We start from the raw sequence: 21,166 nt of genomic DNA, 5'->3' as shown, positions 1-21,166 counted from the left end.
TTCAGGAGGGTTTCATGATGGCGATGACAGAAGTAAAGGAAAAGAAGAATTGGTTCTCGTTTGGAAAAGAATTATTTCGACGCTTTAAAGAACACGATGTACAAGATTACGGGGCAACTCTCGCATTCTTTTGGTTTTTATCCATCTTCCCGGGGATTATCTTTATTTTGGCACTCTTATCATTTTTCGATATCTCACAAGACACGTTCCAAAATCAATTGAATGATTTAGCTCCCGGTTCAGCCGCTTCTGATTTTTTGACCGGGATTTTTGAAGCGATTGGCGAACCGAGAGGCGGTCTGTTATCTATCGGTGCAATTTTAGCGATTTGGTCTGCCTCAAAAGGTGTCGACCGTCTCGTGACGACAGCACTACACGCTTATGGTGAAGACAATGAACGTAACTTTTTTGTCAAAAAAGGCTTAGCGCTCGGATTAACAGTCTTACTTGGAATCGGGATGTTGTTGCTCATTCTTTCGAACGTATTCGGGTCACAAATTATCACGTTTGTCACCGAATATTTGCCAGTGAACATCACCGGCGCTGAAGAGTTGATGATCAACGTATTCCGATACGTCTTGACAACGGTTGTCTTAATTTTGACGCTTTCAATTTTTTATAAAATATCACCGCAGCAGCACGTGTTTTGGAAAAGTACGATTCCTGGGGCCATCTTTGGTGTCATCGGTTGGCAACTCGTGTCATTAGGATTCAGCTTGTACGTCTCAAATTTCGGGAGCTACGATTCAACTTACGGATCGCTCGGCGGAATCATCGTCACCTTGCTATGGTTGCAATTAACTGGAATAATCATCCTTATCGGTTCTGAGATCAACGCGACGTGGATGCGTTTCTTTAAAACGCCAAGCGAACAAGAATACGAACGTGATTTCAAGAAGAACAAAAAGAAAGTAAAACAGAAACAACAAGAAGATGACTACGATGATATCCCCACTAACACGTATGGCTAATACAAAAGGAGCACGTTCACAAAATGAACGCGCTCCTTTCTTATGCTTCTATTGGATCAAGACGTCCCGTTGCCGGGTCGATCACAAATCCATGGACATTCGTGCCTGGTGGTAACAAAGGATGATTGTTGATTAAATTGATGGAATGAACGACATTTTCCTCTACTGAATCAAAGCCATGTAACCATTGTTCTAAATCCATTCCTGACGATTTTAGCATTTTCAAAGTTTGAGGGTCGATTCCCCGACGTTCCATTTCTTCAATCACGACAGACGGTTCAATCGCTGCCATTCCACAATCATAGTGTCCGACCACAACGACTTCTTCCGCTCCTAGTGCGTAGAGGGCCACCAAAATCGAACGCATGGCCGAACCGAATGGATGTGACAGGACAGCACCGGCGTTTTTAATAATTTTAGCGTCTCCGTTCTTAAGTCCTAACGCTTGAGGTAACAGCTCCGTCAAACGTGTATCCATACACGTTAAAATCACAATTTTCTTATCCGGAAACTTATCGGACACGAACGGTTCGTACTGCTTCTCCTCTACGAAACGTTTGTTAAATTCAAGCATTTCCTTTACGACTGACACGTTAACGCCTCCCCTTTTCTCACATCACAAACCTCGACACAATCAGTCCAACGACCATCCACGCCCCGAATAACGTATTCACTTTCGCTGTCATCGCCATAGCAGGCATCAATGCAGCTGGTTCTGCTTTTGGCCAAAACTGTTTAATCGCCTGAATCATGACCGGCACTGTAAATAGTGAAAGTAAGACCCACGGTGTGACTCCATAATACACTACGGCGACGATGATGCCGACTAATGCGGCGATAAAGAACATCGCAAGTACATACACCGCACGTCGATGACCGACTAAACAAGCAATCGTTTTTCGACCATTCTCTTTATCGTTATCTAAGTCACGAATATTATTCGCAAGCAAGATCGCACCGATTAATAATGCCATCGGAAACGATACGAGTAATAACTCCGTCGTCACCGTATTAATTTGGATGAAACCAGCGATTCCAATAATGACATAGCCCATGAATAGACCTGCGACGAGCTCCCCGAACGGTGTATAGGCGATCGGCAATGGGCCACCGGTATACAAGTAGCCGACGAGCATGGACAACGCACCAATCCATAGCAAATGCCAGCTCGTGGATGCGGCAATATATAACCCGAGTAACGCTGAGACAGCATACATGCTAAGGGCAATCGTCAATACCTGTTTCGGTGTAAATCCATCACGAACGATTGAGCCACCAATCCCGATTGATCCTTCATGATCGAGCCCACGTTTATAATCATAATACTCGTTAAATAAGTTCGTTGCGATTTGAATGAGGACAGACGCCACTAACATCGCAAGAAAAAGTCCCCACTTCAGCTCGGTTTGATTGAGGACGATGAACGTCCCGAGCAAGACCGGAATAAAGCTTGCTGTCAGGGTGTGCGGGCGAATCATTCGCCAATATGCCCCTTTTGATTTCTGTTTCATTTACTTCCCTCCCTTCGTTAGTTTACGTCTCGAGGAAAAAATCTGTCAACGCCAGCCTACAATCTCATTTTCCGAATAATTTTCCGAGCATTTCATAGGCAGGTCGATTGCAAACTCATGATACACTAAAAAGTGAGAATTCTATCGGATTGAGGAGGCTTTTATTTTATGCCAGATACTCAAACACACATAAAACAACGAATTGAACAAGCCCATAAACGAGCGCGAGCTTGGCAACGTCCAGTCCTCGCTTCATACACCTGGGAAATTACAGCGTTCGATGCTTTTGAAATCATTCAGAACACCGATACGTCCCACTACTATTTCATGACACCGGACCGCACGCTTGAGATGCTCGGTTGCGGAGATGCGCTTGTCTTAAGTGCTTCTGGACCAGAACGGTTTCAACGCTTGCAGTACGATTGGAGTTTACACCGACGAGACGTTGATGCCAAAATCTATGCATTCGCCGGATTTTCATTTGACACTTTCATGCGTCCACAAAAAAGTATGTGGGATGCCTTTGGGGAGGCATCTCTCGTCGTCCCAAAATTTTTATACCGTCGTTATAAAAACCGATATACGTTGACAGTCGCCACCCTCGTTTCTTCAAAGCAGTCGGTTGAACAGTACTTGATTCAGTTGGCGGATCAGTTGGCCCAGTTCAGTTCACTTCATCCGACAAAGGAAGCGACACCGTCCTATTCGAAAGTGAAGGATGGCATCGATCACTTCAAGTCGAGTTTCCAACAGGCGAAACAGTTGATTGAAGAAGAACGGGTCGAAAAAATCGTGATCGCGCGCGAAGAAATCTATCAGCGTTCCGATGATGCGTTCCCATTCAGTAAGAGCTTGAAGCATTTGGCAGACCATCAAGAATCAAGTTACATCTACTTATACCAACCAAAACGTGACATCGGTTTCTTTGGCGCGACACCCGAACGACTAATACAAAAAGAAGGTATGCAACTGCATACTGCGGCCATCGCCGGCACAATCAAGCGTCCTGACACAGAAATTGAAAGCGACCTCGCGAAGGAACAGTTGCTGAACGATGCAAAAAATCGCGAAGAACATCAAATTGTCGTAAAAGATATAAAACAAGCATTGACACCGTACACCGCACCAATTCTAACGAACGAAACTCCACAAATTTTGGCGAATCGCTCGGTGTTCCACTTGCATACTCCAATCCAGGTGACACTTGAAACTAACGCCTCGTTGCTGTCGTTAGCAGAATCATTACACCCAACACCAGCACTTGGTGGCTCACCGAAGCGGACATCGGTCCAATTGCTTCGTGAAATTGAACGGTTCGACCGCGGATGGTATGGTTCTCCATTTGGTTGGATTGACAACGAAGGTGATGGCGAATTTGTCGTCGCGATTCGTTCAGCACTCGTTCAGCATCAATTCGTCGCACTCTATGCAGGATGCGGCATCGTCAAAGACTCTGCGCTCGAGCAAGAGCTCGAAGAAACTGAAATGAAAATGAGTCCAATCAAACAAGCTCTGCAGTTTGATTCGCACGATTAAGGAGGCACCCTACATGAATAAGATGTTGACCGATTGGGTAGCATCCATGGTGAATCGACTTGTAGAATCCGGCGTGACGGATGTCGTCATCAGTCCAGGCTCTCGTTCGACTCCACTCGCGATGGCGGCTTATCTACATCCACATATCCGTCATCATATTATCGTCGACGAGCGTTCTGCCGGATTTTTTGCGCTCGGATTGACACGTTCCACAGCAACCATTCGTCCCGTCGCATTGATCTGCACGAGTGGGACTGCTGCGACAAACTACTACTCGGCTGTGACGGAAGCGTTCATATCACAGTTGCCACTCGTCGTACTGACGACCGACCGACCACATGAATTGCGGAATGTCGGGGCACCACAAGCAATCAATCAAGTCCGGCTCTACGGGGAACAAGTGAAGACGAGCGTTGATTTGCCCGTTCCTGAAGAAACAACGTTATCGTTCATGCAACAAACGATTACCCGCTTCACGACTCTAGCGATGCAAGCACCGATGGGACCCGTTCATTTGAATGTACCGTTCCGGGAACCTCTTCTTCCAGATCTCGAGTCATTGAAACAGATATTGAAGGCTGATCCTGTCTTGCCAGAACGACAGCGTATTCGGCCGACACAGGCAGACAAAGACATTTTCTCAGAACGGACGAGTCACAAACAGCTTGCCTTCGTCGTCGGACCTTACACCCCGACATCTTGGCAAAAGCCCATTGTTGAATTTGCTTCCGAACGACAGATCCCGATCTTTGCCGATCCTCTTAGCGGCATGCGACGTTTCGACGACGTCTTGACCAACTATGACACTTGGCTCGCAAGTGAGCATCGAGCCGATTGGCTGCCTGAGGTGTTCGTCCGTTTCGGGGCTGCACCTGTTTCAAAGCGATTCAATCAATGGATGGGCATGGCGGACCAACTCGTCATCGATGAGCCAGGGTCTTATCGCGACCCAAGTAGCCGTGCCACCATCTGTTACGGAGACGCACTCGATTTTCTACCGCTCATCGCATCCGCAAACGAACCTCGGTATCTTGAGCGCTTACGCTTTTTTGAAGAGATTGCCGAGTCTGCAAAATCGTCACTTCAAGGTGAAGCGGCATTGACGAAACGATTGCTCGATACATCGATAGAGCGTCTATTCGTCAGTAACAGCATGCCGATTCGAGATGTGGATACGACACTTTCTGCCGGCACGAACAAACACGTTCTCGCCAACCGAGGCGCAAACGGGATTGATGGTGTGTTATCCAGTGCACTCGGAAACAGCTATGATACGTCTCACGGTGCTCTATTGATTGGTGATTTAGCGTTCTATCATGATAGCAATGCCTTGCAACTGTTAAAACATCATCCCGGAAAATTTTCCATTGTGATTGCAAACAATAACGGTGGAGGGATCTTCTCCTTCCTCCCGCAAGCTTCAGTCGACACGCAATTATTCGAAGATTTGTTCGGGACACCGCTCGCTTTAAACATCCGTGGCTTCGCTGAGACATATGGCTTGTCCTATCGTCTGATTGAACGACCTGATCAAATTCAAGAAGCAATCGAAGACGGCATCCACCTGATTGAATTCCCATCGAATCGCGAGGAGAATGTGATGGCTCATCGGGATTGGACCAAATCTGTCTGCGATCGTCTCACTACGGAGAATGAGTCATGAACATCGACTTGCGTGGCGTCCGTTATGAAGTGATTCATCGCGGTGAGGGAAGACCGGTATTATTTTTACATGGATTCACCGGAAACGCCCATTGGGTCGATTCGCTCCCTGCGTTACCGATTCGCCTCGTGTCACCATCGCTCCTTCAACATGGTGCAACTGAATACCCTTCCGTCAATCGTTCGACGATGAGTCAACAAATTAAGGATTTGTCCCACTTACTGGATACGGACGACCGCCCTTGGACAGTCGTTGGCTATTCACTCGGTGGGAGAATCGCATTGACGCTCGCCGCATGTGACAAGCGCGTCGAACATGTCATCGGGATCAGTACGACTCCTGGTCTTTTATCCTCTAAAGAGCGGACCTCACGTCGACGCCAAGACGCAGAATTGGCTCACTTTATCGAAACCGAAGGACTTGTTGCTTTCGTCAAGCGATGGGAGAACCTTCCGCTTTGGAGACAAACAGAAGAGATGAAGCGTTCGCTCAGACAGGACCGACTCGCACAACATCCCGTTGCTCTTGCAGACAGTTTGCGGGCCATCGGAACGGGTCATATGCCCTCGTTATGGGGAAAGCTACACCATCTACCACGCACTGACTTGATTGTCGGAGCAGAAGATCTCAAGTTTAAAGCGATTGCACGAAACATCCAGGAAGAACGACCCGATTTTAAAATCTACGAAATTTCAAATGCAGGGCATGCTCCTCATATCGAGAATGCATCAGAGTTTGGTACAATAATAAAGAAATTGATTTTAGGGGGTATTTAAAATGGAATCAGTAGCGAACTGGACATCGGTCCGTACGTATGAAGACATTAAATATGAAACGTGGAACGGAATTGCCAAAATTACGATCAACCGTCCAGAGGTGCGCAACGCGTTCCGTCCGTTGACGGTCAATGAATTGATTGATGCATTCGCACGCGCTCGTGACGATAAAGAAGTCGGCGTCATCATCTTGACAGGTGAAGGCGAAAAGGCATTCTGTTCAGGTGGAGACCAAAAAGTTCGTGGACACGGCGGATACGTCGGAGAAGATGAAATCCCACGCTTGAACGTCCTCGACCTTCAACGCTTGATTCGCGTCATTCCAAAACCGGTCATCGCCATGGTCGCAGGTTTCGCAATTGGCGGAGGACATGTCCTTCACGTCGTCTGTGACTTGACCATTGCAGCGGACAACGCTCGCTTCGGACAAACAGGTCCTAAAGTCGGTTCGTTCGATGCAGGATATGGTTCTGGTTACTTAGCTCGCATCATCGGTCATAAGAAAGCTCGTGAAATCTGGTATCTTTGCCGTCAATATGATGCACAAGAAGCACTCGAGATGGGCCTCGTCAACACGGTCGTCCCACTCGAGCAACTCGAAGCAGAAACAGTCAAATGGTGCCAAGAAATCTTACAACACTCACCGACTGCACTTCGCTTCTTGAAAGCAGCGATGAACGCAGATACAGACGGTCTTGCTGGACTTCAGCAACTCGCTGGAGACGCAACGCTTCTCTACTACACAACAGATGAAGCAAAAGAAGGACGCGACGCGTTCAAAGAAAAACGTGATCCTGACTTCGGTCAATTCCCACGTTTCCCTTAATTTTTTGAGAGAGTAGCGATGTCGCTACTCTTTTTTTGGAGGTGACTGATATGTATGAATGGATTCGTAAACACCCGGCGTCACACCTCGCACTCGTGACGTCTGAAGATCGACTGACGTGGGAATCGTTACGTACCGAGAGCCTTCAACTTGCCCAATTCATCCATGAAGAGACATCTACTGCCGAACGGATTGGCATATTCGCTAAAAACAGCAAAGACTATGTCATCGCCATCCACGCGGTGCATCTGCTCGGTAAAGTATTGGTCCCGTTGAATACACGGCTAACCGAGGAGGAAGTACGTATTCAGTTACAAACAGCGAAAGTGGACCTCCTTCTCGTAGACGAAGAAATCGATTTGTCCGTCACCCAACTTCTGATCACACATCGGGCCACTTCATGTTTCACCGTGACACATGAGTGGAAAGGAGATGAAACCATGTCTCTTATGTTCACTTCCGGTACGACGGGGCGGGCTAAAGCGGTAAAGCAGACGTACGGGAATCATCTCGCTAGTGCGCGGGCCGCTGAAGCACATCTGGACTATCGAGCAACAGACCATATGCTCGCGGTGACCCCACTCTTTCATATGAGCGGACTCTCTCAAGTGTATCGGAGTGCTATCATCGGTTCGACGCTCTATGTCGAGCCACGTTTTGATGTCGATCGAACACTTCATATCATCGAAACAGAAGGAATCACCCAACTGTCGCTCGTCTCGATTATGCTGCAGCGACTGCTCGATACCGGCTTAGAGAAACACCAGCTTCGCACATTACTCGTCGGAGGTGGACCAGTCCCTCGCTCATTACTAGAAGAAGCAGAACGACGGCAACTACCAATCGCCCAGACATATGGGATGACGGAGACGTGCTCTCAAGTCGCCACGTTGCTTCCGAGCGAAGCACTCTCGCATATCGGTTCGAGCGGTCAGGCAATCGCCCCAACTAGTATTCGAATCAATATGGACGGCGAGATTGAGGTAAAAGGTCCGACGGTGACGAGCGGATACTTCGAACAACCTGAATCAGACGTCTGGACATCAGACGGTTACTGGAAAACGGGCGACCTCGGCACGATGAAGGATGGCTATTTATATGTACACGATCGCCGAAGCGACCTCATTCTTTCAGGTGGTGAAAATGTATATCCGGCCGAAATCGAGGCCGTGATGTTACGATGTGCCGGCGTTCAAGATGTCGGAGTCACAAAACAATCGCATCCGACCTGGGGAGAGGTCCCGCTCGCCTTCGTCGTCGGCTCCTATGACCCCGCAGAGATGAAGGCAGTTCTCGATTCCCAGTTAGCTAGATATAAACACCCGATTGCGATTTATCACGCACAGGAACTACCACGAAACGCGAACGGAAAACTAATGCGCCATCGCTTAAAGGAGTTACTGCCATGATTAAACGTGCTGACCTTTCCATTGTTCCCTTGACGTTTAAACACCCAATCGTGACGGCACACGCCGTCTTATCCGTCAGACGAACGCTTATCCTCCGCCTAGAGACCGTAGACGGTATCGTTGGATACGGTGAAGGTGTCGCTTTTGAGACACCTTGGTACACGGAAGAAACAACCCAATCCATGGTGGATACGTCTAAACTCATTCTCGATTTACTGAAAAGGGAGACAGTCACGACGGACGTGTTTCCGAACTTGGTCTCGTCCATCATCGGTCAGCGAATGGCAAAGGCGATGTGGGAAAGTGCACTCTGGGAGATTGAAGCGGCACGCGCGAACAAATCACTCAAGTCATACATGAACGCAGGAGATTCTGTTTCTTGCGGACGAACAATCGGAATTGGCTTACTGAACCAAACGATGAAATCCATTGAGACGGCATTGGCTGACGGATTCGAACGAATCAAATTAAAAGCATCTCCTAATGAACTACTTCCTGCTCTGCGCGAGATTCGTGCGGTCTTCCCCGACGCACCACTCATGATTGACTTGAACGGAAGCGCGTCCGATCAACCGATGGAATGGTTCGAACAACTCGATGCCCATCGGTTATTGATGATCGAGCAGCCATACCCGAGCCGACAGTTCGCGAAATCAGCGGCTCTCCAAGCAAAACTCACGACCCCCATTTGTCTCGACGAGTCCATCACGTCTTATGATGACGTGGAAACGATGACACAGCTCGGTGCGGGAAAAATCGTCAACATTAAACCCGCACGTGTCGGCGGTCTAAGCGAGGCGCTCCACATCCGACAATATGGTGCGCCATACTGGGTCGGCGGAATGTATGAATCCGGTATTGGAAGATACCATACACTCTTGTTCGCTTCGCTAAGCGGCGCGAGCTTCCCCGCAGATATGTCGGGAACGAGTGCCTATTTTGAACAAGATTTGCTCGATACACCACTTGAAGTGGAAAATGGAAAGTTGATTCTCCCAGATTCGGTACAACCGAACTGGGCTGTGATTGAACAGATGCGAGAAGAAACAATTTCATTACAAGCTTGAACTCCCCCCTACGCTTCGCTTAGAAGTGGGAGTATTCTCGCCTAATTTTGATAAAAAAAGGTGTGGTTCGCATGAACCACACCTTTTACTTAACGGAACGATCCCGTTAACACTTCATACCCATCTTCTGTGACAACGACCGTATGCTCGAACTGCGAAACAAGACTCTTGTTCGGCGTAAAGAGCGTCCAGCCGTCCTCTTCCGACTGATAAACAACTTCGTCTTTCGTGGAGATGAACGTCTCTACCGCAATGACTTGCCCAGCTTTTAAGAGTTGATTCTCCTCACGACTGTAGTAGTTCGAAATGGTCTCCGGCTCCCCATGTAACGTCCGACCAAGACCGTGTCCAGCCAAGTTACGGATAACGGTGAACCCGTTCTTTCTCGCATCCGCATAAATCGCCTTACCGATTTGATTGACTTTCACGCCCGCCTTCACTTTACCAAGTCCAGCTTCTAGCGATGTCAATGATACCTCTACCAAACGTTCGTGCTGAGGTGATTTCGCAGTCCCGGCAATGACCGTACGACCTGTATCGGCATAATAGCCATCCTTCACAGCCGAAACGTCAACGTTAACGATATCGCCTTCTTGAATGACCTCTTCCCCAGGAATCCCATGGGCGGCGACGTCATTGAGTGAGATACACGTGTACCCTGGGAACTCATACATCGTAATCGGCGCAGAAGCTGCACCTTCTTCTTCTAAAATCCGTTGCCCAATTGCATCTAATTCTTTTGTCGTCATACCCGGTTCGACTGCTTTTGCCATCTCGTCTCGCGCAAGTGCAACGATTCGACCGATTTCGCGTAATGCATCATAATCATAATCTAACATCTGTTGTTCTTCCTTTCAGTCTAATAATCGATTCTGGTATAAGTAGTCTTCTGACAAGTCAGCGAATAAGAACATGCCATCTGGTAGTGGATAACTGAATGTGCGCGTCACTTCATTCGAACTAAAATCACGATAGTCATCAGATAAATAACCACGTCCTCGAACATCCATCGCAGCCATCGTCTGAATAAAATACGGTCGGAAACTCCAGTTATACCCCCGAAACGTATTGTCAACGCGCCATTCTTCATTTACATAGTAGACGTTCGCACTCGTCTGAAAGCCTGTCTTATCCGTCAAATAATAACGAACAAACACTTCTTCGAGCTTTGGCGCGATGTATTGAATCCATTCATCTTTCTTATCTCGAGACCATTTACCGGATTGAACCAGTTCGCCAATCTGACGGTGCAATTCAAATTCAAGTTCGTATAATCGGTTCAATCGTTTCTGGTCATGTAAAAAGAATGAAGGCACTTCTTGTGCCAACACACCCATTCCTTTAATTTCTAGTTGAGGTCGCTCATCCTCCAACCCAAGCAGACCACCCATATAATAGCGGCCACCATGTTGCCAAGCGTAACGAAGTTGTCCGACATGATTGATCGACTTATACAGGAGTGGCGCACCGAGCTTCGAAGCGATATATTCCATCGTCTGAAGCATGTTCGGATACGTGACCGATAATGTCTTTTTCTCAACCATCGTCCCTAGATCGACAAGTAACAATTCAGGTGCAAGGGTCATAATATCCTCAATACTGGTCGATTCTGCAAAATCTAAAGCAATCTTCAATCCATAAGACCGATAATATTGAATGACGCGCGACAGACGGGGAACATCAACTAAATCTGTTCCTTGAAGCGTCACATAAATGCGATGTAATGGAAAGTTCAATGCACGAAGCGGAGCTAAGAATGTTTCTCCCCCTTCTTCGAGTATCCATTCAGATCGGCATCTGAACGTGACAAACTGCTTGGCGTCACGAAGTTGTTCCGCTGCTAATTGCTCCATTCGTTGAGAGATGTCCAACTGATATTCGAGCGGAACGTCATCATCATAAAAAAACGGTGTTAACGATTCGCCACGAAAGCGACCATGTACCATATATCCTTCCACTTGAAACGTCGCCGCCCCAAGAATTGGTTCATAAGTTACCATTACTTCTTCAGGGTGGACCATCACTTCTACCGCATCCACAACTCATCACCTCTTCGTTAAATGCGAAAACGAGCTACATTCAGCTCGTTCGCGTGTGTACATACATATAGGCACCGAAACAAGCAATAAAATAGACGATACTCATCACGCCATATGCAATGCCCATCTTTCCGCCTACTCCAATGGCTAACACTAGAAAAATCATCGCTCCAAATAACAATGTCGCCACGGGGATATAACGAAAATTAGGACGGTCCGTCTTTGACACGATTGGTTTTAGTGCAAATATACAACCAAGCAGCACAAGGAGACCGAAACTTAATTCCACCATCCGTTGACACCTCATCCTTCCATCTCTACTCAACTAGTGTAGCATGACCCTATAAAAAAAGCCGCAAATCCACTTAAGGAAATGCGGCATTTCATGATGATTAGTCACGTGGACGGCGTGGACCACGGTCATCCGAGCGACGACGATCGTCACCACCACGGTATGATCCTTTACGGTCTCCGCTACGTCCGCCACGACGGTCGCCACCACGGCCACCGCCACCGCCACCACGACGGTCGTTACGACCACGGTATCCACCACGATCGCCACCACGGCCACCTTGGCGCTTCACACGAACTGGTTCAGCGTACGAGATTTCAACTGGTGTTGAATCTGGCTCTTTTGTCAGTCCACGAAGGGCAGCAGCGAGAAGCTCAACTGCTTCGTACTCTTCAAGGAGTTCTGTTGCAAGTTGCGTGTAAGCTTTGAAATCACCCGCTTGCACGCGTTCGATCAACTCTTCAGCTGCTTGCTTTTGATTTCCTTCAAGTACTTCCGCGATCGTCGGTACGTGACGACGGTTCATCTTCTTGTTCGTTACGCGTTCAATCGCCTTCACTTGTCCAAATTCACGTGGTGTGATGAACGTGAGGGCTGTACCTGTTTTACCAGCACGACCAGTACGACCGATACGGTGTACGTAGCTCTCTGGATCTTGTGGCACATCGAAGTTGTAAACGTGCGTTACGCCTGAGATGTCGAGTCCACGTGCTGCGACATCTGTCGCTACCAAGATATCGATTGTTCCATTTTTGAAACGACGAATGACTTGGTCACGTTTTGATTGCGTCAAGTCTCCGTGAAGACCGTCTGCTGTATATCCGCGTTTAATGAGTGCTTCTGTCACTTCATCAACACGTTTCTTCGTACGAGCGAAGATGATGCTAAGTTCTGGCGAGTCGATATCAATCAAACGGCAAAGCGTATCGAATTTTTGACCTTCGCGCAATTCGAGGAACTGTTGGTTGATGTTCTCAACTGTCATCTCTTTTGCTTTTACTTTGATGATTGTCGGCGACTTCATGAAACGCTCAGCAATCTTCTTGATTTGCGGTGGCATCGTTGCTGAGAAGAGAAGCGTTTGGCGCTCTTCAGGAAGACCTGCCAAAATCGTTTCGATGTCTTCAACGAAGCCCATGTTAAGCATTTCGTCTGCTTCATCCAAGATAACTGTTTGAATGTTATCAAGTTTGATTGTTTTACGTTTCATGTGGTCCATGAGACGTCCTGGTGTTGCAACGACGATTTGTGGATTCTTTTTCAAACCACGGATTTGACGGTCGATTTGCTGACCACCATACACAGGAAGAGCGTAAACGCGCTTCGCTTCTCCGATTTTGTTTAATTCTTCTGCAACTTGAATCGCAAGTTCACGTGTCGGTGCAAGAACGAGTGCTTGGACTTGACGTGCCTTTGAATCGATTCGCTCAATAGTCGGAATCCCGAAAGCTGCTGTTTTCCCTGTACCTGTTTGTGCTTGTCCTAATACGTCCACTCCTGTGAGTGCGACAGGAATTGTCTCAGCTTGGATCGGTGTTGCTTCTTCGAAGCCCATTTTGTGTACACCTTTTACTAATGCTTCACTTAATTGTAAGTCTTGAAATTTTGTCAAATTATATTCTCCTTTGTTCATACAAAAAAACGTCTGAGTTCAGTTCGACAGATCTACAGACGTTTTCTCAATGTTTCCTCATAGTCAACTTTATTAACTATAACGTATTTCTTCCTAAAATGAAAGAAATACATTTTAAAACTTTTACGTCACCCGAACATCAGTTATCTTATTTCAATTTATAGCCGTTGTCGAGTTTTTCAACTCGCTTCTCTTTTAACAATTTTCCGAGCGCCCGTTTAAATGCGGCTTTACTCATGCCGAACTCGCGGTCGATCACGTCTGGTGAGGTCTTATCGCCATATGGCATTTGTCCACCACGTTCCTCGATATAAGAAAGGACACTCGCTGCATCACCGTCAATTGCCTCATAGGCACGCGGCTTCATTGAAACGAGGACCGTTCCGTCTTGTTTGACCTGTGTCACGCGGACCGTTAACTGTTCACCGAGTCGTGGCCAACGTGTCATCTCTGCTTCATGCAAGAAACCGAGTGATTCGCCTTCAACCCATACGTTAACGCCGACTTCACGTTTATTGACGACGACCGCTTGAACGTCTTGGTTGCTCCATTCTTCTTTAGAAGGTCTCGCCAACAAGTTTAAATACGCATAAGGTGCAGGGTCCCCAAGTAAACGTCCTTTTTGGTCATACTTCAAACGAACACATAATTGATCCCCTGCTTGTGGCCAATAGGAACGGTTCTCCGGTAAGTCATCCATCGAAACGAGAACATCTTTTTGAATTCCAATATTGACGAAGACACCCGTGTTATATCGAACGCCCGTCACCTCAAACCATTCGTACTCATCAAATGAGACCGTCGGAATGGTCATCGTCGATGCGAGACGCCCTTCCGAGTCATGATATAAAAAGACACGAACCGTTTGACCAACCGTCACTTCTTCCGTCTGTTCTTTCCGATGAAGGAGTACCTCTTCGCGTCCGTTACTAATGAATACTCCAAAATCAGCAGAACGTTCCGCGACCAAGTCTACTACTTCTCCTGCGCGCAATGCCATTACACCCACATCCTTTTCTAAGCTATTACTGTCAGTATACCTATCTACACACGTTCCTAATCATATCATGTTCTCTTACAGCATTCAGCCTATTTGTGTCTAAAATGTGAATAAGGAATTGAAAGATAAAATTACGTTGAAATTAGCAGCATAATCCTAATTTATTAAAATTTTGTGACGATTTTGTGAACGAACCTTTTTCTTCTAGTATCCTTATTTTGAAAACGTTATTATATAGGAAGTGTCCAGTTTGAAAATGGTTTCATTTAGTATCGATCGGGGGATAATAAATGTTTGATATACAGTCTCGTTCATTTGCAAAACGATTTACGAAAGGTCTGCTTGTCGCTTTTTTCGCATTATTAGCATCACTCAGTTTTATTTTTTCAAACGGTGTCGATACGAATGTATCGTCATCCACAACTTACATGACGCAAGAGTGAACGCCATTCAGCCACCTGAAGGCGTTTTTTCTTTACATGATATAGACAGGAGTTTCTTTCAAAAGGTCGAATACGAATTAGAAGACCTTGCCTTTTTCTTTCATATCATTTAAGAAAAGGAGATTCCGCTATGATTTTTTATTTTCTCACTTCGATTTTGTCTGTTGTAGGACTTGCCTTCTTATTCCAGACTGAATTGTACAAAGATCCGATCGGAACATTTCTGTTCGCTATCTTAATTGCGATGGCCCTCTCTTCCTTTAAACAACTCTTCATGCAGGCAAATGAGTTGTTCGCGGAAAGACGAAATCAAAAGCGAATCAAACGCGTCGTGGCCAGAATGCATTCAACGACACGAAAACGCTCTACATAACGCTCGTCTTCACTCGCCACATTTGGTATCCTATGGAGGAACAGACAACGTACAATGGATTTATAATCGCAGGAGGCACAAAAACGTATGAATGAAATTCCGTTATCGAATGAATGGCTACTTCGTTATTCACCCGTCATGGAACTTTGGTTAAAGGAAGACGGGATCTTACTTGTCGATGATGACAATCGAATCCGCCTCACTCTTGAAATCGGCAACGACCAAGCCATGCAAATCAAAAGCATTGAGCAAGACGGCGCTTATTTCGTCGTCGATCCTGTGAATAAACGCATTACATTCGAACTCGAGGAAGAGGAAGAAGAGAGCGATTCTCGCTTTTGGGAATAAGGATTCATACCTAAGGGTCGGATTCTCGTCAAGAGAAGAAGACTCTTTCTTGTTGTCATCATGAGAGGAGAAAATAAAATGATTCGAACAGTAGTATGGTTTTTCTCATTTTTTGCAGTGTTACCAATCACCCTTCCATTTTTACAGAGAGCAAAGAAAATCGAACCTCCACAACGTTATCGTTATGTACAAGACATCGCCTATAAGTGGGCTCAGTTCTTGCTAAAAGTTGCGGGTGCCGATATTCGGGTCCATGGACAGGAACTGATTCCAGATGAGCCCGTCGTATATGTATCAAATCATCAAGGAAACTTCGACGTGCCGATCATGTTGACGGCCACGAAACGACCGAAAGCATTCATTTCAAAAATTGAAGTACAAAAATTCCCGATTATTCCGCGTTGGATGGAATTGATGGGCTGCATCTTCATCGACCGAAGTGATCGTCGTCAATCGATTAAGGCGATACGTTCCGGTGTCGAGACGATTCAGTCTGGTCAATCGATGATTGTCTTCCCGGAAGGAACACGTTCAAAAGGCGGTTCGATGAAAGAGTTCAAAGCCGGGAGTTTGACGCTCGCAACATCAAGCGGTGCCAAGGTTGTTCCTGTCGCGATTCAAGGCAGCTACAAACTGCTAGAAGCAAAGAACCGAATTACTCCGGCAACAGTCGACGTTACGTTCCTACCAGCAATCGACCCAGCCGATCTGCCAAACAAAGAAATCGCAGCGACGATTGAAGCAGCCATTCGTCAACAGATTGAAGGAGAGAACGCATGAGTTTATTAATGATTGAAGGCATCCATAAAGAGTTTGCCGATAAAGTACTATTTGATGATGTGACGATGACCATCCACCCTGGAGATCGTATTGGTATCATCGGTGTGAACGGCTCTGGAAAGTCGACGTTTATGAAAATCATCGCCGGTACTGAGACAGCTGATCGGGGAACAATGCAACATCCGAACGATTATCGAATTCGCTATTTGACTCAAACTGTCCAATTCGGCGAAGGTCAAACGATTCTCGACGCCCTGTTCACAAGCGATACCCCGTCTGTGAGAGCGCTGAAACAATTCGAACGTGCCCGTCAAGCACTCGAAGTGGATCCAACGAGCGAGCAGTTACTCGAACGTTTCATGAAAGCTCAACAAGCCGTCGATGCTGCAGATGCTTGGGAAACGGAAGCAAAACTAAAATCAATTTTGAACCGCCTTGGCCTACCTGACGTATCAGTCGATGTAAATGCGCTCTCCGGCGGGCAACAAAAACGAGTCGCTCTCGCCGCAGCATTACTGGATGAGGCCGATTTATTACTTTTAGACGAACCGACGAATGAACTCGATGCCGATACAATCGCATGGCTCGAGACGATGCTTACCGACTATCGAGGCGCAATCCTTCTCATCACCCACGATCGTTACTTCTTGAATCGTGTCACAAACCATATTTTAGAGATTGCGGACGGAACGAGTTACTTCTATAACGGAAACTATGAACTGTTTCTTGAGAAGCGTGCTGAGCTAAAAGCACGCGCCCAGTCGATGGAACAAAAACGACAAAATATTTTACGCCGTGAGCTCGCTTGGTTACGTCGAGGTGCAAAAGCACGAACGACGAAACAAAAAGCCCGCATTCAACGCGTTGAAGACTTGAAACATCAAGAGAGCTTAGCGGAAGAAGAAGCGCTCGATGTTTCGGTTGGTTCACGTCGCCTCGGTAAAAAAGTCATTGAAGTCGAAGACATGTCTTTCGGATACGACGAATCGTTATTGATTCAACAGTTCAATTGGATTTTTGGTCGCCGTGAACGGTACGGGATTGTCGGACCGAATGGGAGTGGGAAGTCAACGCTCATGAACCTGCTCGCGAAACGTTTGGAACCGACAAGCGGTATAATCGTGCATGGAGAAACGGTTCATCTAGGTTACTACGGTCAACAAGTTGAGTTTGAAGATGAGTCAAGACGTGTCATCGATGAAATCGAGCGAATTGCGAAAGTGATTTATACCCCGGATGGCGAGACCATCACGGCCGGTCAAATGCTCGAGCGTTTCCTTTTCACACCGGACGCACAATATAAACCGATTGCGAAGTTATCCGGTGGCGAGAAACGCCGTCTCGTCCTGTTACGAATTTTGATGGACGAACCGAACGTCTTGTTCCTTGATGAGCCGACGAACGATTTGGATACGGAAACGTTGTCCGTGTTAGAAGACTATTTAGAATCGTTCCCAGGCACTGTCATCGCCGTCAGCCACGACCGTTATTTCTTAGACCGCGTCGCCGCCCAGTTAATTGCATTTGAAGATGGAGCCATCCAAGTGTATCACGCAGAATATAGCGATTATCTGGCCACACGCCAAGAAGAGGTTCGTCAAGTAAAGAAAGAGAAAGAACCGAAAGAGAAGAAAGATCGTCCGAAATCAGAAGTCGTGAAATTCACCTTCAAAGAACAGAAGGAATGGGACACAATCGAGGAAGACATCGCTGCGCTTGAGGAACAGATTGAAGTACAGGAAACGACACTCGCGACAGCGGGTAGCGACCTCGGTAAAGTCAATGAATTGTATGCAATGATTGCAGAACTGAAAGAAGCACTCGATACGAAGATGGAACGCTGGACGTACCTATCTGAAATCGATGAACAAATACAAGCACAAAAAAAGGGCTGATCTGTTCGTGAGATAGCCTGTTCTATCAAATAAGAAAAGGAGTTGGATTCCCGGCATGTGCTCTGGGAATCCAACTCCTTTTTATCACTTCACTTTAAGGAAAAGCACATCGTCTGTAAGGCGATGTGCTCAAACCGGCTGATGAGTCAGTGATTTGTCACAGCCATAGACATAGACGTCATGGGCCTGCCCCCGCTGGCGCATGTAGCTATGTAGTCGGTCATCCTTTACTGACCAAATTATGTTGGAATGCATAGACGACCGCTTGTGTCCGGTCGTAGACGTCAAGCTTCGTCAAAATATTTGAGACGTGTGTCTTCACCGTTTTCAGTGAAATGAACAATTCATCTGCGATCACTTGATTCGATTTACCTTCCGCCATCAGTTGCAAGATTTCTCGTTCACGGGCAGTTAGACTCTCATGGAGTGTCATTTCCGGATGGCGCAGACGTTCGAGCATCTTTCCCGTCACTTGGGCGGCCATGACGGGATTTCCGGCAGCGGTTTGACGAATCGCATCCGCGATTTCGTTCGCGTTCGCCGTCTTGAGGACATAGCTCATCGCACCGGCCTCGATCACCGGATATACTTTCTCATCATCTAAGAAACTCGTCACGACTAAAATTTTCGCTTCTTTCCAACTTGCTTTAATTTGTTTCGTCGATTCGACCCCGTCAACAGGCTCCATAACCAGATCCATGAGGACGACGTCCGGTTTTTCTGCAATGGCAAGCTCCGCTCCCGTTGCTCCGTCCGACGCTTCGCCGACGACTTCGATGTCCGGTTGTGTCGATAAAAAAGCAGACACGCCCGCTCGGACCATTTCGTGATCATCAATTAATACGACTCGAATCATCATTACCCCTCCACTTGTTGTTTCACACGTACTTCGATTTGTGTCCCGACATTCGGCACACTGACCAACCGCAACGTTCCACCGACTTCTGCCGTGCGCTCTCTTATCGATTGTAATCCATATGAGGCGACTTGTGTATCGTCCACATTAAATCCGATTCCATCATCGTTGATCTTTAAAATGACCGTCTGTTGCACTTTACGCATCTCGATTTCCAAACGTTTCGCTTTGGCGTGCCGTAACGTGTTACTAATGGCCTCCTGTACGATGCGGAATAGTTCATTTTCGGTATGACGGGACAGCTTCACTTCTTCTAATCGCCAGACGAGCTCGGTCGACTGTTTGCGCGACAATTCTTCTAACAAACGTTCGATTCCCGTCTTGAGTGTCATGCCTTCTAGTTCGACCGGTCGCAGCTGCAGGAGTAACGAGCGCATCTCCGCCTGTGCCGTTTGAGCCATGAGCTCGACTTGTTCCATCTGCTTACTCGCTAATTCCGGTTTCGTCTGCATCGTCTGTTTGACCGCCGTTGTCATCATCGAGATGGCGTAGAGCTGTTGACTCACCGAGTCATGAAGTTCTCGTGCGACGCGACGTCTTTCTTCGACGACGGCCTCACTTCGCGCCTCTTCTACACTGATTGGGCGCTCTCCGACACGCTTCGCCATCTCAATCATCTCTTGCCGCTGTTTTGACACGCGGACGATTCGTTCGAGTGTATCCCGATAAGGAGACATCGGACGGAATGTGATGTCTTTTTGATTTTCCAGTTTCCACAAGGCATTGGCGACTTCTCGAAAGTCTCGACGCAAATAAAAGTAAGAGCCTACGCCGAAAATACTCCCGATCAACACGGCAATGACAAGGATGGACACACCGAAAGGCAACCCTTCTTCCCGCGAAAATAAATCGCTCAGTGAAGTCGAGTCACCTATGAGAAACGCTACTGTGATTAAGAAAGCCGTCAAGAGACTACTAAATAACTGATGCCAAACGACCGTTCGTGGATAAGAATCTTTTTTCATACCGTCATCACCTCGACACTTCCGCTCATGAGCACGATATGAATCCGAACTTTCCGTGTGGCTTGAACATAATCATCGGACGCTGTATAGAAGCGGCGATTGAACACTGGCGAATAGTTCGAGTCATCTACCTGAACTTTACCGAAACCGATCGACGCATCAATCGAATAGTCATAACCCGCTGGAATGAGAATTCGGATGTCTCCTGCAAGACCATTCAGGAGTAAGAATGTCTCCCCTTCCGGAATAATGGCTTGTGATAGGTCCATCTCGACATCCCGTAGTAAAAAGAACTCGTTCGTATCACGTAACACATAGTGTCCTGATTCTTTCATACCGAACGAGAAAGCTTGCTCCTGGCGAAGGGGTGTCCGAATTTTCGCTTCGACTGGTCGATTTTTATAGAGTCGATACCCGAATAACAATAACAGTCCCGAGAGCACGAATCCGAATGCGGCAGATGAGAAAATCAAGCCGATCAAGAGGATGCCGCCAATCGCATAAAAGATATAGCTCGCTGACTGCTTGCCCCGACGACTGAACCGTCGTCCGATATAGAGGAGAAGTAGCGGGAGAATCATGCTGAATAAGACGCTATTCCCACCCGTCACGATATCGATAAACAGTCCGACTGAAAATAAAATAATCATGAATCCGATGATTTGACGTGTGTTCCAACGCTCCATGTCCCTTCCCCCTTTCTGTTTATATGTATGAAGCAAA

Annotated in this window: 22 protein-coding genes; 12 read left to right on the top strand and 10 right to left on the bottom strand. The window is 47.0% G+C overall.

Translation table 11 applies throughout. The features are described from left to right. Window positions 1-17 precede the first annotated feature (17 nt). Window positions 18-971 carry a YihY/virulence factor BrkB family protein gene (locus KNO76_RS09860; protein WP_214885153.1) on the top strand — a complete coding sequence of 318 codons (954 nt, stop codon included), beginning with the start codon at window positions 18-20 and terminating at the stop codon, window positions 969-971. Window positions 972-1,011: 40 nt separating this feature from the next. Here KNO76_RS09860 and KNO76_RS09855 read toward each other — a convergent pair whose 3' ends face one another. Continuing rightward, complete coding sequence (locus KNO76_RS09855) at window positions 1,012-1,545, bottom strand: beta-class carbonic anhydrase (RefSeq protein ID WP_251127971.1); 534 nt, start codon at window positions 1,543-1,545, stop codon at window positions 1,012-1,014. A 37-nt stretch (window positions 1,546-1,582) separates the two neighbouring features. Then, window positions 1,583-2,482: a 1,4-dihydroxy-2-naphthoate polyprenyltransferase gene (locus KNO76_RS09850; RefSeq protein WP_214885149.1), complete on the bottom strand. Its 900-nt coding sequence runs from the start codon at window positions 2,480-2,482 to the stop codon at window positions 1,583-1,585. 168 nt (window positions 2,483-2,650) lie between these two features. Here KNO76_RS09850 and KNO76_RS09845 point away from each other — a divergent pair, with 168 nt between their 5' ends. From KNO76_RS09845 to menC, 6 genes are read left to right on the top strand one after another with little or no spacing between them, the layout of a single operon-like run. Continuing rightward, entirely contained in the window at window positions 2,651-4,018 is a 1,368-nt protein-coding gene (locus KNO76_RS09845) for an isochorismate synthase (RefSeq protein WP_214885147.1), read from the top strand. Window positions 4,019-4,031: 13 nt separating this feature from the next. Then, window positions 4,032-5,681, top strand: coding sequence for a 2-succinyl-5-enolpyruvyl-6-hydroxy-3-cyclohexene-1-carboxylic-acid synthase (menD, locus tag KNO76_RS09840; protein ID WP_214885145.1), 1,650 nt, complete (start codon window positions 4,032-4,034; stop codon window positions 5,679-5,681). Next, window positions 5,678-6,457 (top strand): alpha/beta fold hydrolase, encoded by a 780-nt coding sequence (locus KNO76_RS09835; protein WP_214703940.1) that lies wholly within the window; start codon window positions 5,678-5,680, stop codon window positions 6,455-6,457. The genes menD and KNO76_RS09835 overlap by 4 nt, the downstream gene beginning before the upstream one ends. A 1-nt stretch (window position 6,458) precedes the next feature. Further along, window positions 6,459-7,283: a 1,4-dihydroxy-2-naphthoyl-CoA synthase gene (menB, locus tag KNO76_RS09830; protein ID WP_026826750.1), complete on the top strand. Its 825-nt coding sequence runs from the start codon at window positions 6,459-6,461 to the stop codon at window positions 7,281-7,283. Window positions 7,284-7,333: 50 nt separating this feature from the next. Next, window positions 7,334-8,692: an o-succinylbenzoate--CoA ligase gene (gene menE, locus KNO76_RS09825; RefSeq protein ID WP_214885143.1), complete on the top strand. Its 1,359-nt coding sequence runs from the start codon at window positions 7,334-7,336 to the stop codon at window positions 8,690-8,692. Next, window positions 8,689-9,759, top strand: coding sequence for an o-succinylbenzoate synthase (gene menC / locus KNO76_RS09820; RefSeq protein ID WP_214701137.1), 1,071 nt, complete (start codon window positions 8,689-8,691; stop codon window positions 9,757-9,759). The genes menE and menC overlap by 4 nt, the downstream gene beginning before the upstream one ends. 89 nt (window positions 9,760-9,848) lie before the next feature. Here the strand turns inward: menC and map are convergent, their stop codons facing one another. The 5 genes from map to KNO76_RS09795 form a co-directional block, all read right to left on the bottom strand. Beyond that, window positions 9,849-10,598 (bottom strand): type I methionyl aminopeptidase, encoded by a 750-nt coding sequence (gene map / locus KNO76_RS09815; protein WP_214703936.1) that lies wholly within the window; start codon window positions 10,596-10,598, stop codon window positions 9,849-9,851. Window positions 10,599-10,613: 15 nt separating this feature from the next. Further along, window positions 10,614-11,798: an EAL-associated domain-containing protein gene (locus KNO76_RS09810; RefSeq protein WP_026826754.1), complete on the bottom strand. Its 1,185-nt coding sequence runs from the start codon at window positions 11,796-11,798 to the stop codon at window positions 10,614-10,616. 40 nt (window positions 11,799-11,838) lie between these two features. Then, complete coding sequence (locus KNO76_RS09805) at window positions 11,839-12,090, bottom strand: hypothetical protein (RefSeq protein ID WP_026826755.1); 252 nt, start codon at window positions 12,088-12,090, stop codon at window positions 11,839-11,841. Between the two features lie 100 nt (window positions 12,091-12,190). After that, entirely contained in the window at window positions 12,191-13,702 is a 1,512-nt protein-coding gene (gene cshA / locus KNO76_RS09800; RefSeq protein WP_251125183.1) for a degradosome RNA helicase CshA, read from the bottom strand. 169 nt (window positions 13,703-13,871) lie between these two features. Continuing rightward, on the bottom strand, window positions 13,872-14,723 hold the full coding sequence (locus KNO76_RS09795) for a CvfB family protein (protein WP_026826757.1): 852 nt from the start codon (window positions 14,721-14,723) through the stop codon (window positions 13,872-13,874). Window positions 14,724-15,013: 290 nt separating this feature from the next. On the opposite strand from KNO76_RS09795, the gene KNO76_RS09790 reads away from it, so the two are divergent. The 5 genes from KNO76_RS09790 to KNO76_RS09770 all read left to right on the top strand — a co-directional run bounded on the left by KNO76_RS09790 (window position 15,014) and on the right by KNO76_RS09770 (window position 18,562). Next, window positions 15,014-15,166, top strand: coding sequence for a hypothetical protein (locus KNO76_RS09790; protein ID WP_167330583.1), 153 nt, complete (start codon window positions 15,014-15,016; stop codon window positions 15,164-15,166). Window positions 15,167-15,296: 130 nt separating this feature from the next. Next, complete coding sequence (locus KNO76_RS09785) at window positions 15,297-15,539, top strand: hypothetical protein (RefSeq protein ID WP_214885141.1); 243 nt, start codon at window positions 15,297-15,299, stop codon at window positions 15,537-15,539. A gap of 87 nt (window positions 15,540-15,626) precedes the next feature. After that, on the top strand, window positions 15,627-15,887 hold the full coding sequence (locus tag KNO76_RS09780) for a hypothetical protein (RefSeq protein WP_026826759.1): 261 nt from the start codon (window positions 15,627-15,629) through the stop codon (window positions 15,885-15,887). A 78-nt stretch (window positions 15,888-15,965) separates the two neighbouring features. After that, on the top strand, window positions 15,966-16,667 hold the full coding sequence (locus KNO76_RS09775; RefSeq protein WP_214701130.1) for a lysophospholipid acyltransferase family protein: 702 nt from the start codon (window positions 15,966-15,968) through the stop codon (window positions 16,665-16,667). Continuing rightward, window positions 16,664-18,562 carry an ABC-F family ATP-binding cassette domain-containing protein gene (locus KNO76_RS09770; protein WP_214885139.1) on the top strand — a complete coding sequence of 633 codons (1,899 nt, stop codon included), beginning with the start codon at window positions 16,664-16,666 and terminating at the stop codon, window positions 18,560-18,562. The genes KNO76_RS09775 and KNO76_RS09770 overlap by 4 nt, the downstream gene beginning before the upstream one ends. 220 nt (window positions 18,563-18,782) lie before the next feature. Here KNO76_RS09770 and KNO76_RS09765 read toward each other — a convergent pair whose 3' ends face one another. Genes KNO76_RS09765 through liaF form a run of 3 tightly spaced genes read right to left on the bottom strand, consistent with a single transcriptional unit; the run spans window position 18,783 to window position 21,129 of the window. After that, window positions 18,783-19,418, bottom strand: a complete 636-nt coding sequence (locus KNO76_RS09765; RefSeq protein WP_214885135.1) for a response regulator — start codon at window positions 19,416-19,418, stop codon at window positions 18,783-18,785. Window positions 19,419-19,420: 2 nt separating this feature from the next. After that, complete coding sequence (locus KNO76_RS09760; RefSeq protein ID WP_026826762.1) at window positions 19,421-20,443, bottom strand: sensor histidine kinase; 1,023 nt, start codon at window positions 20,441-20,443, stop codon at window positions 19,421-19,423. Further along, window positions 20,440-21,129, bottom strand: coding sequence for a cell wall-active antibiotics response protein LiaF (gene liaF / locus KNO76_RS09755; RefSeq protein WP_214701126.1), 690 nt, complete (start codon window positions 21,127-21,129; stop codon window positions 20,440-20,442). The genes KNO76_RS09760 and liaF overlap by 4 nt, the downstream gene beginning before the upstream one ends. Window positions 21,130-21,166 lie beyond the last annotated feature (37 nt).

Origin of the sequence: Exiguobacterium sp. s101 (assembly GCF_018617835.1) — a bacterium.
Lineage (GTDB): Bacteria > Bacillota > Bacilli > Exiguobacteriales > Exiguobacteriaceae > Exiguobacterium > Exiguobacterium marinum.
This window is presented reverse-complemented; position numbering and strand designations above follow the sequence as displayed.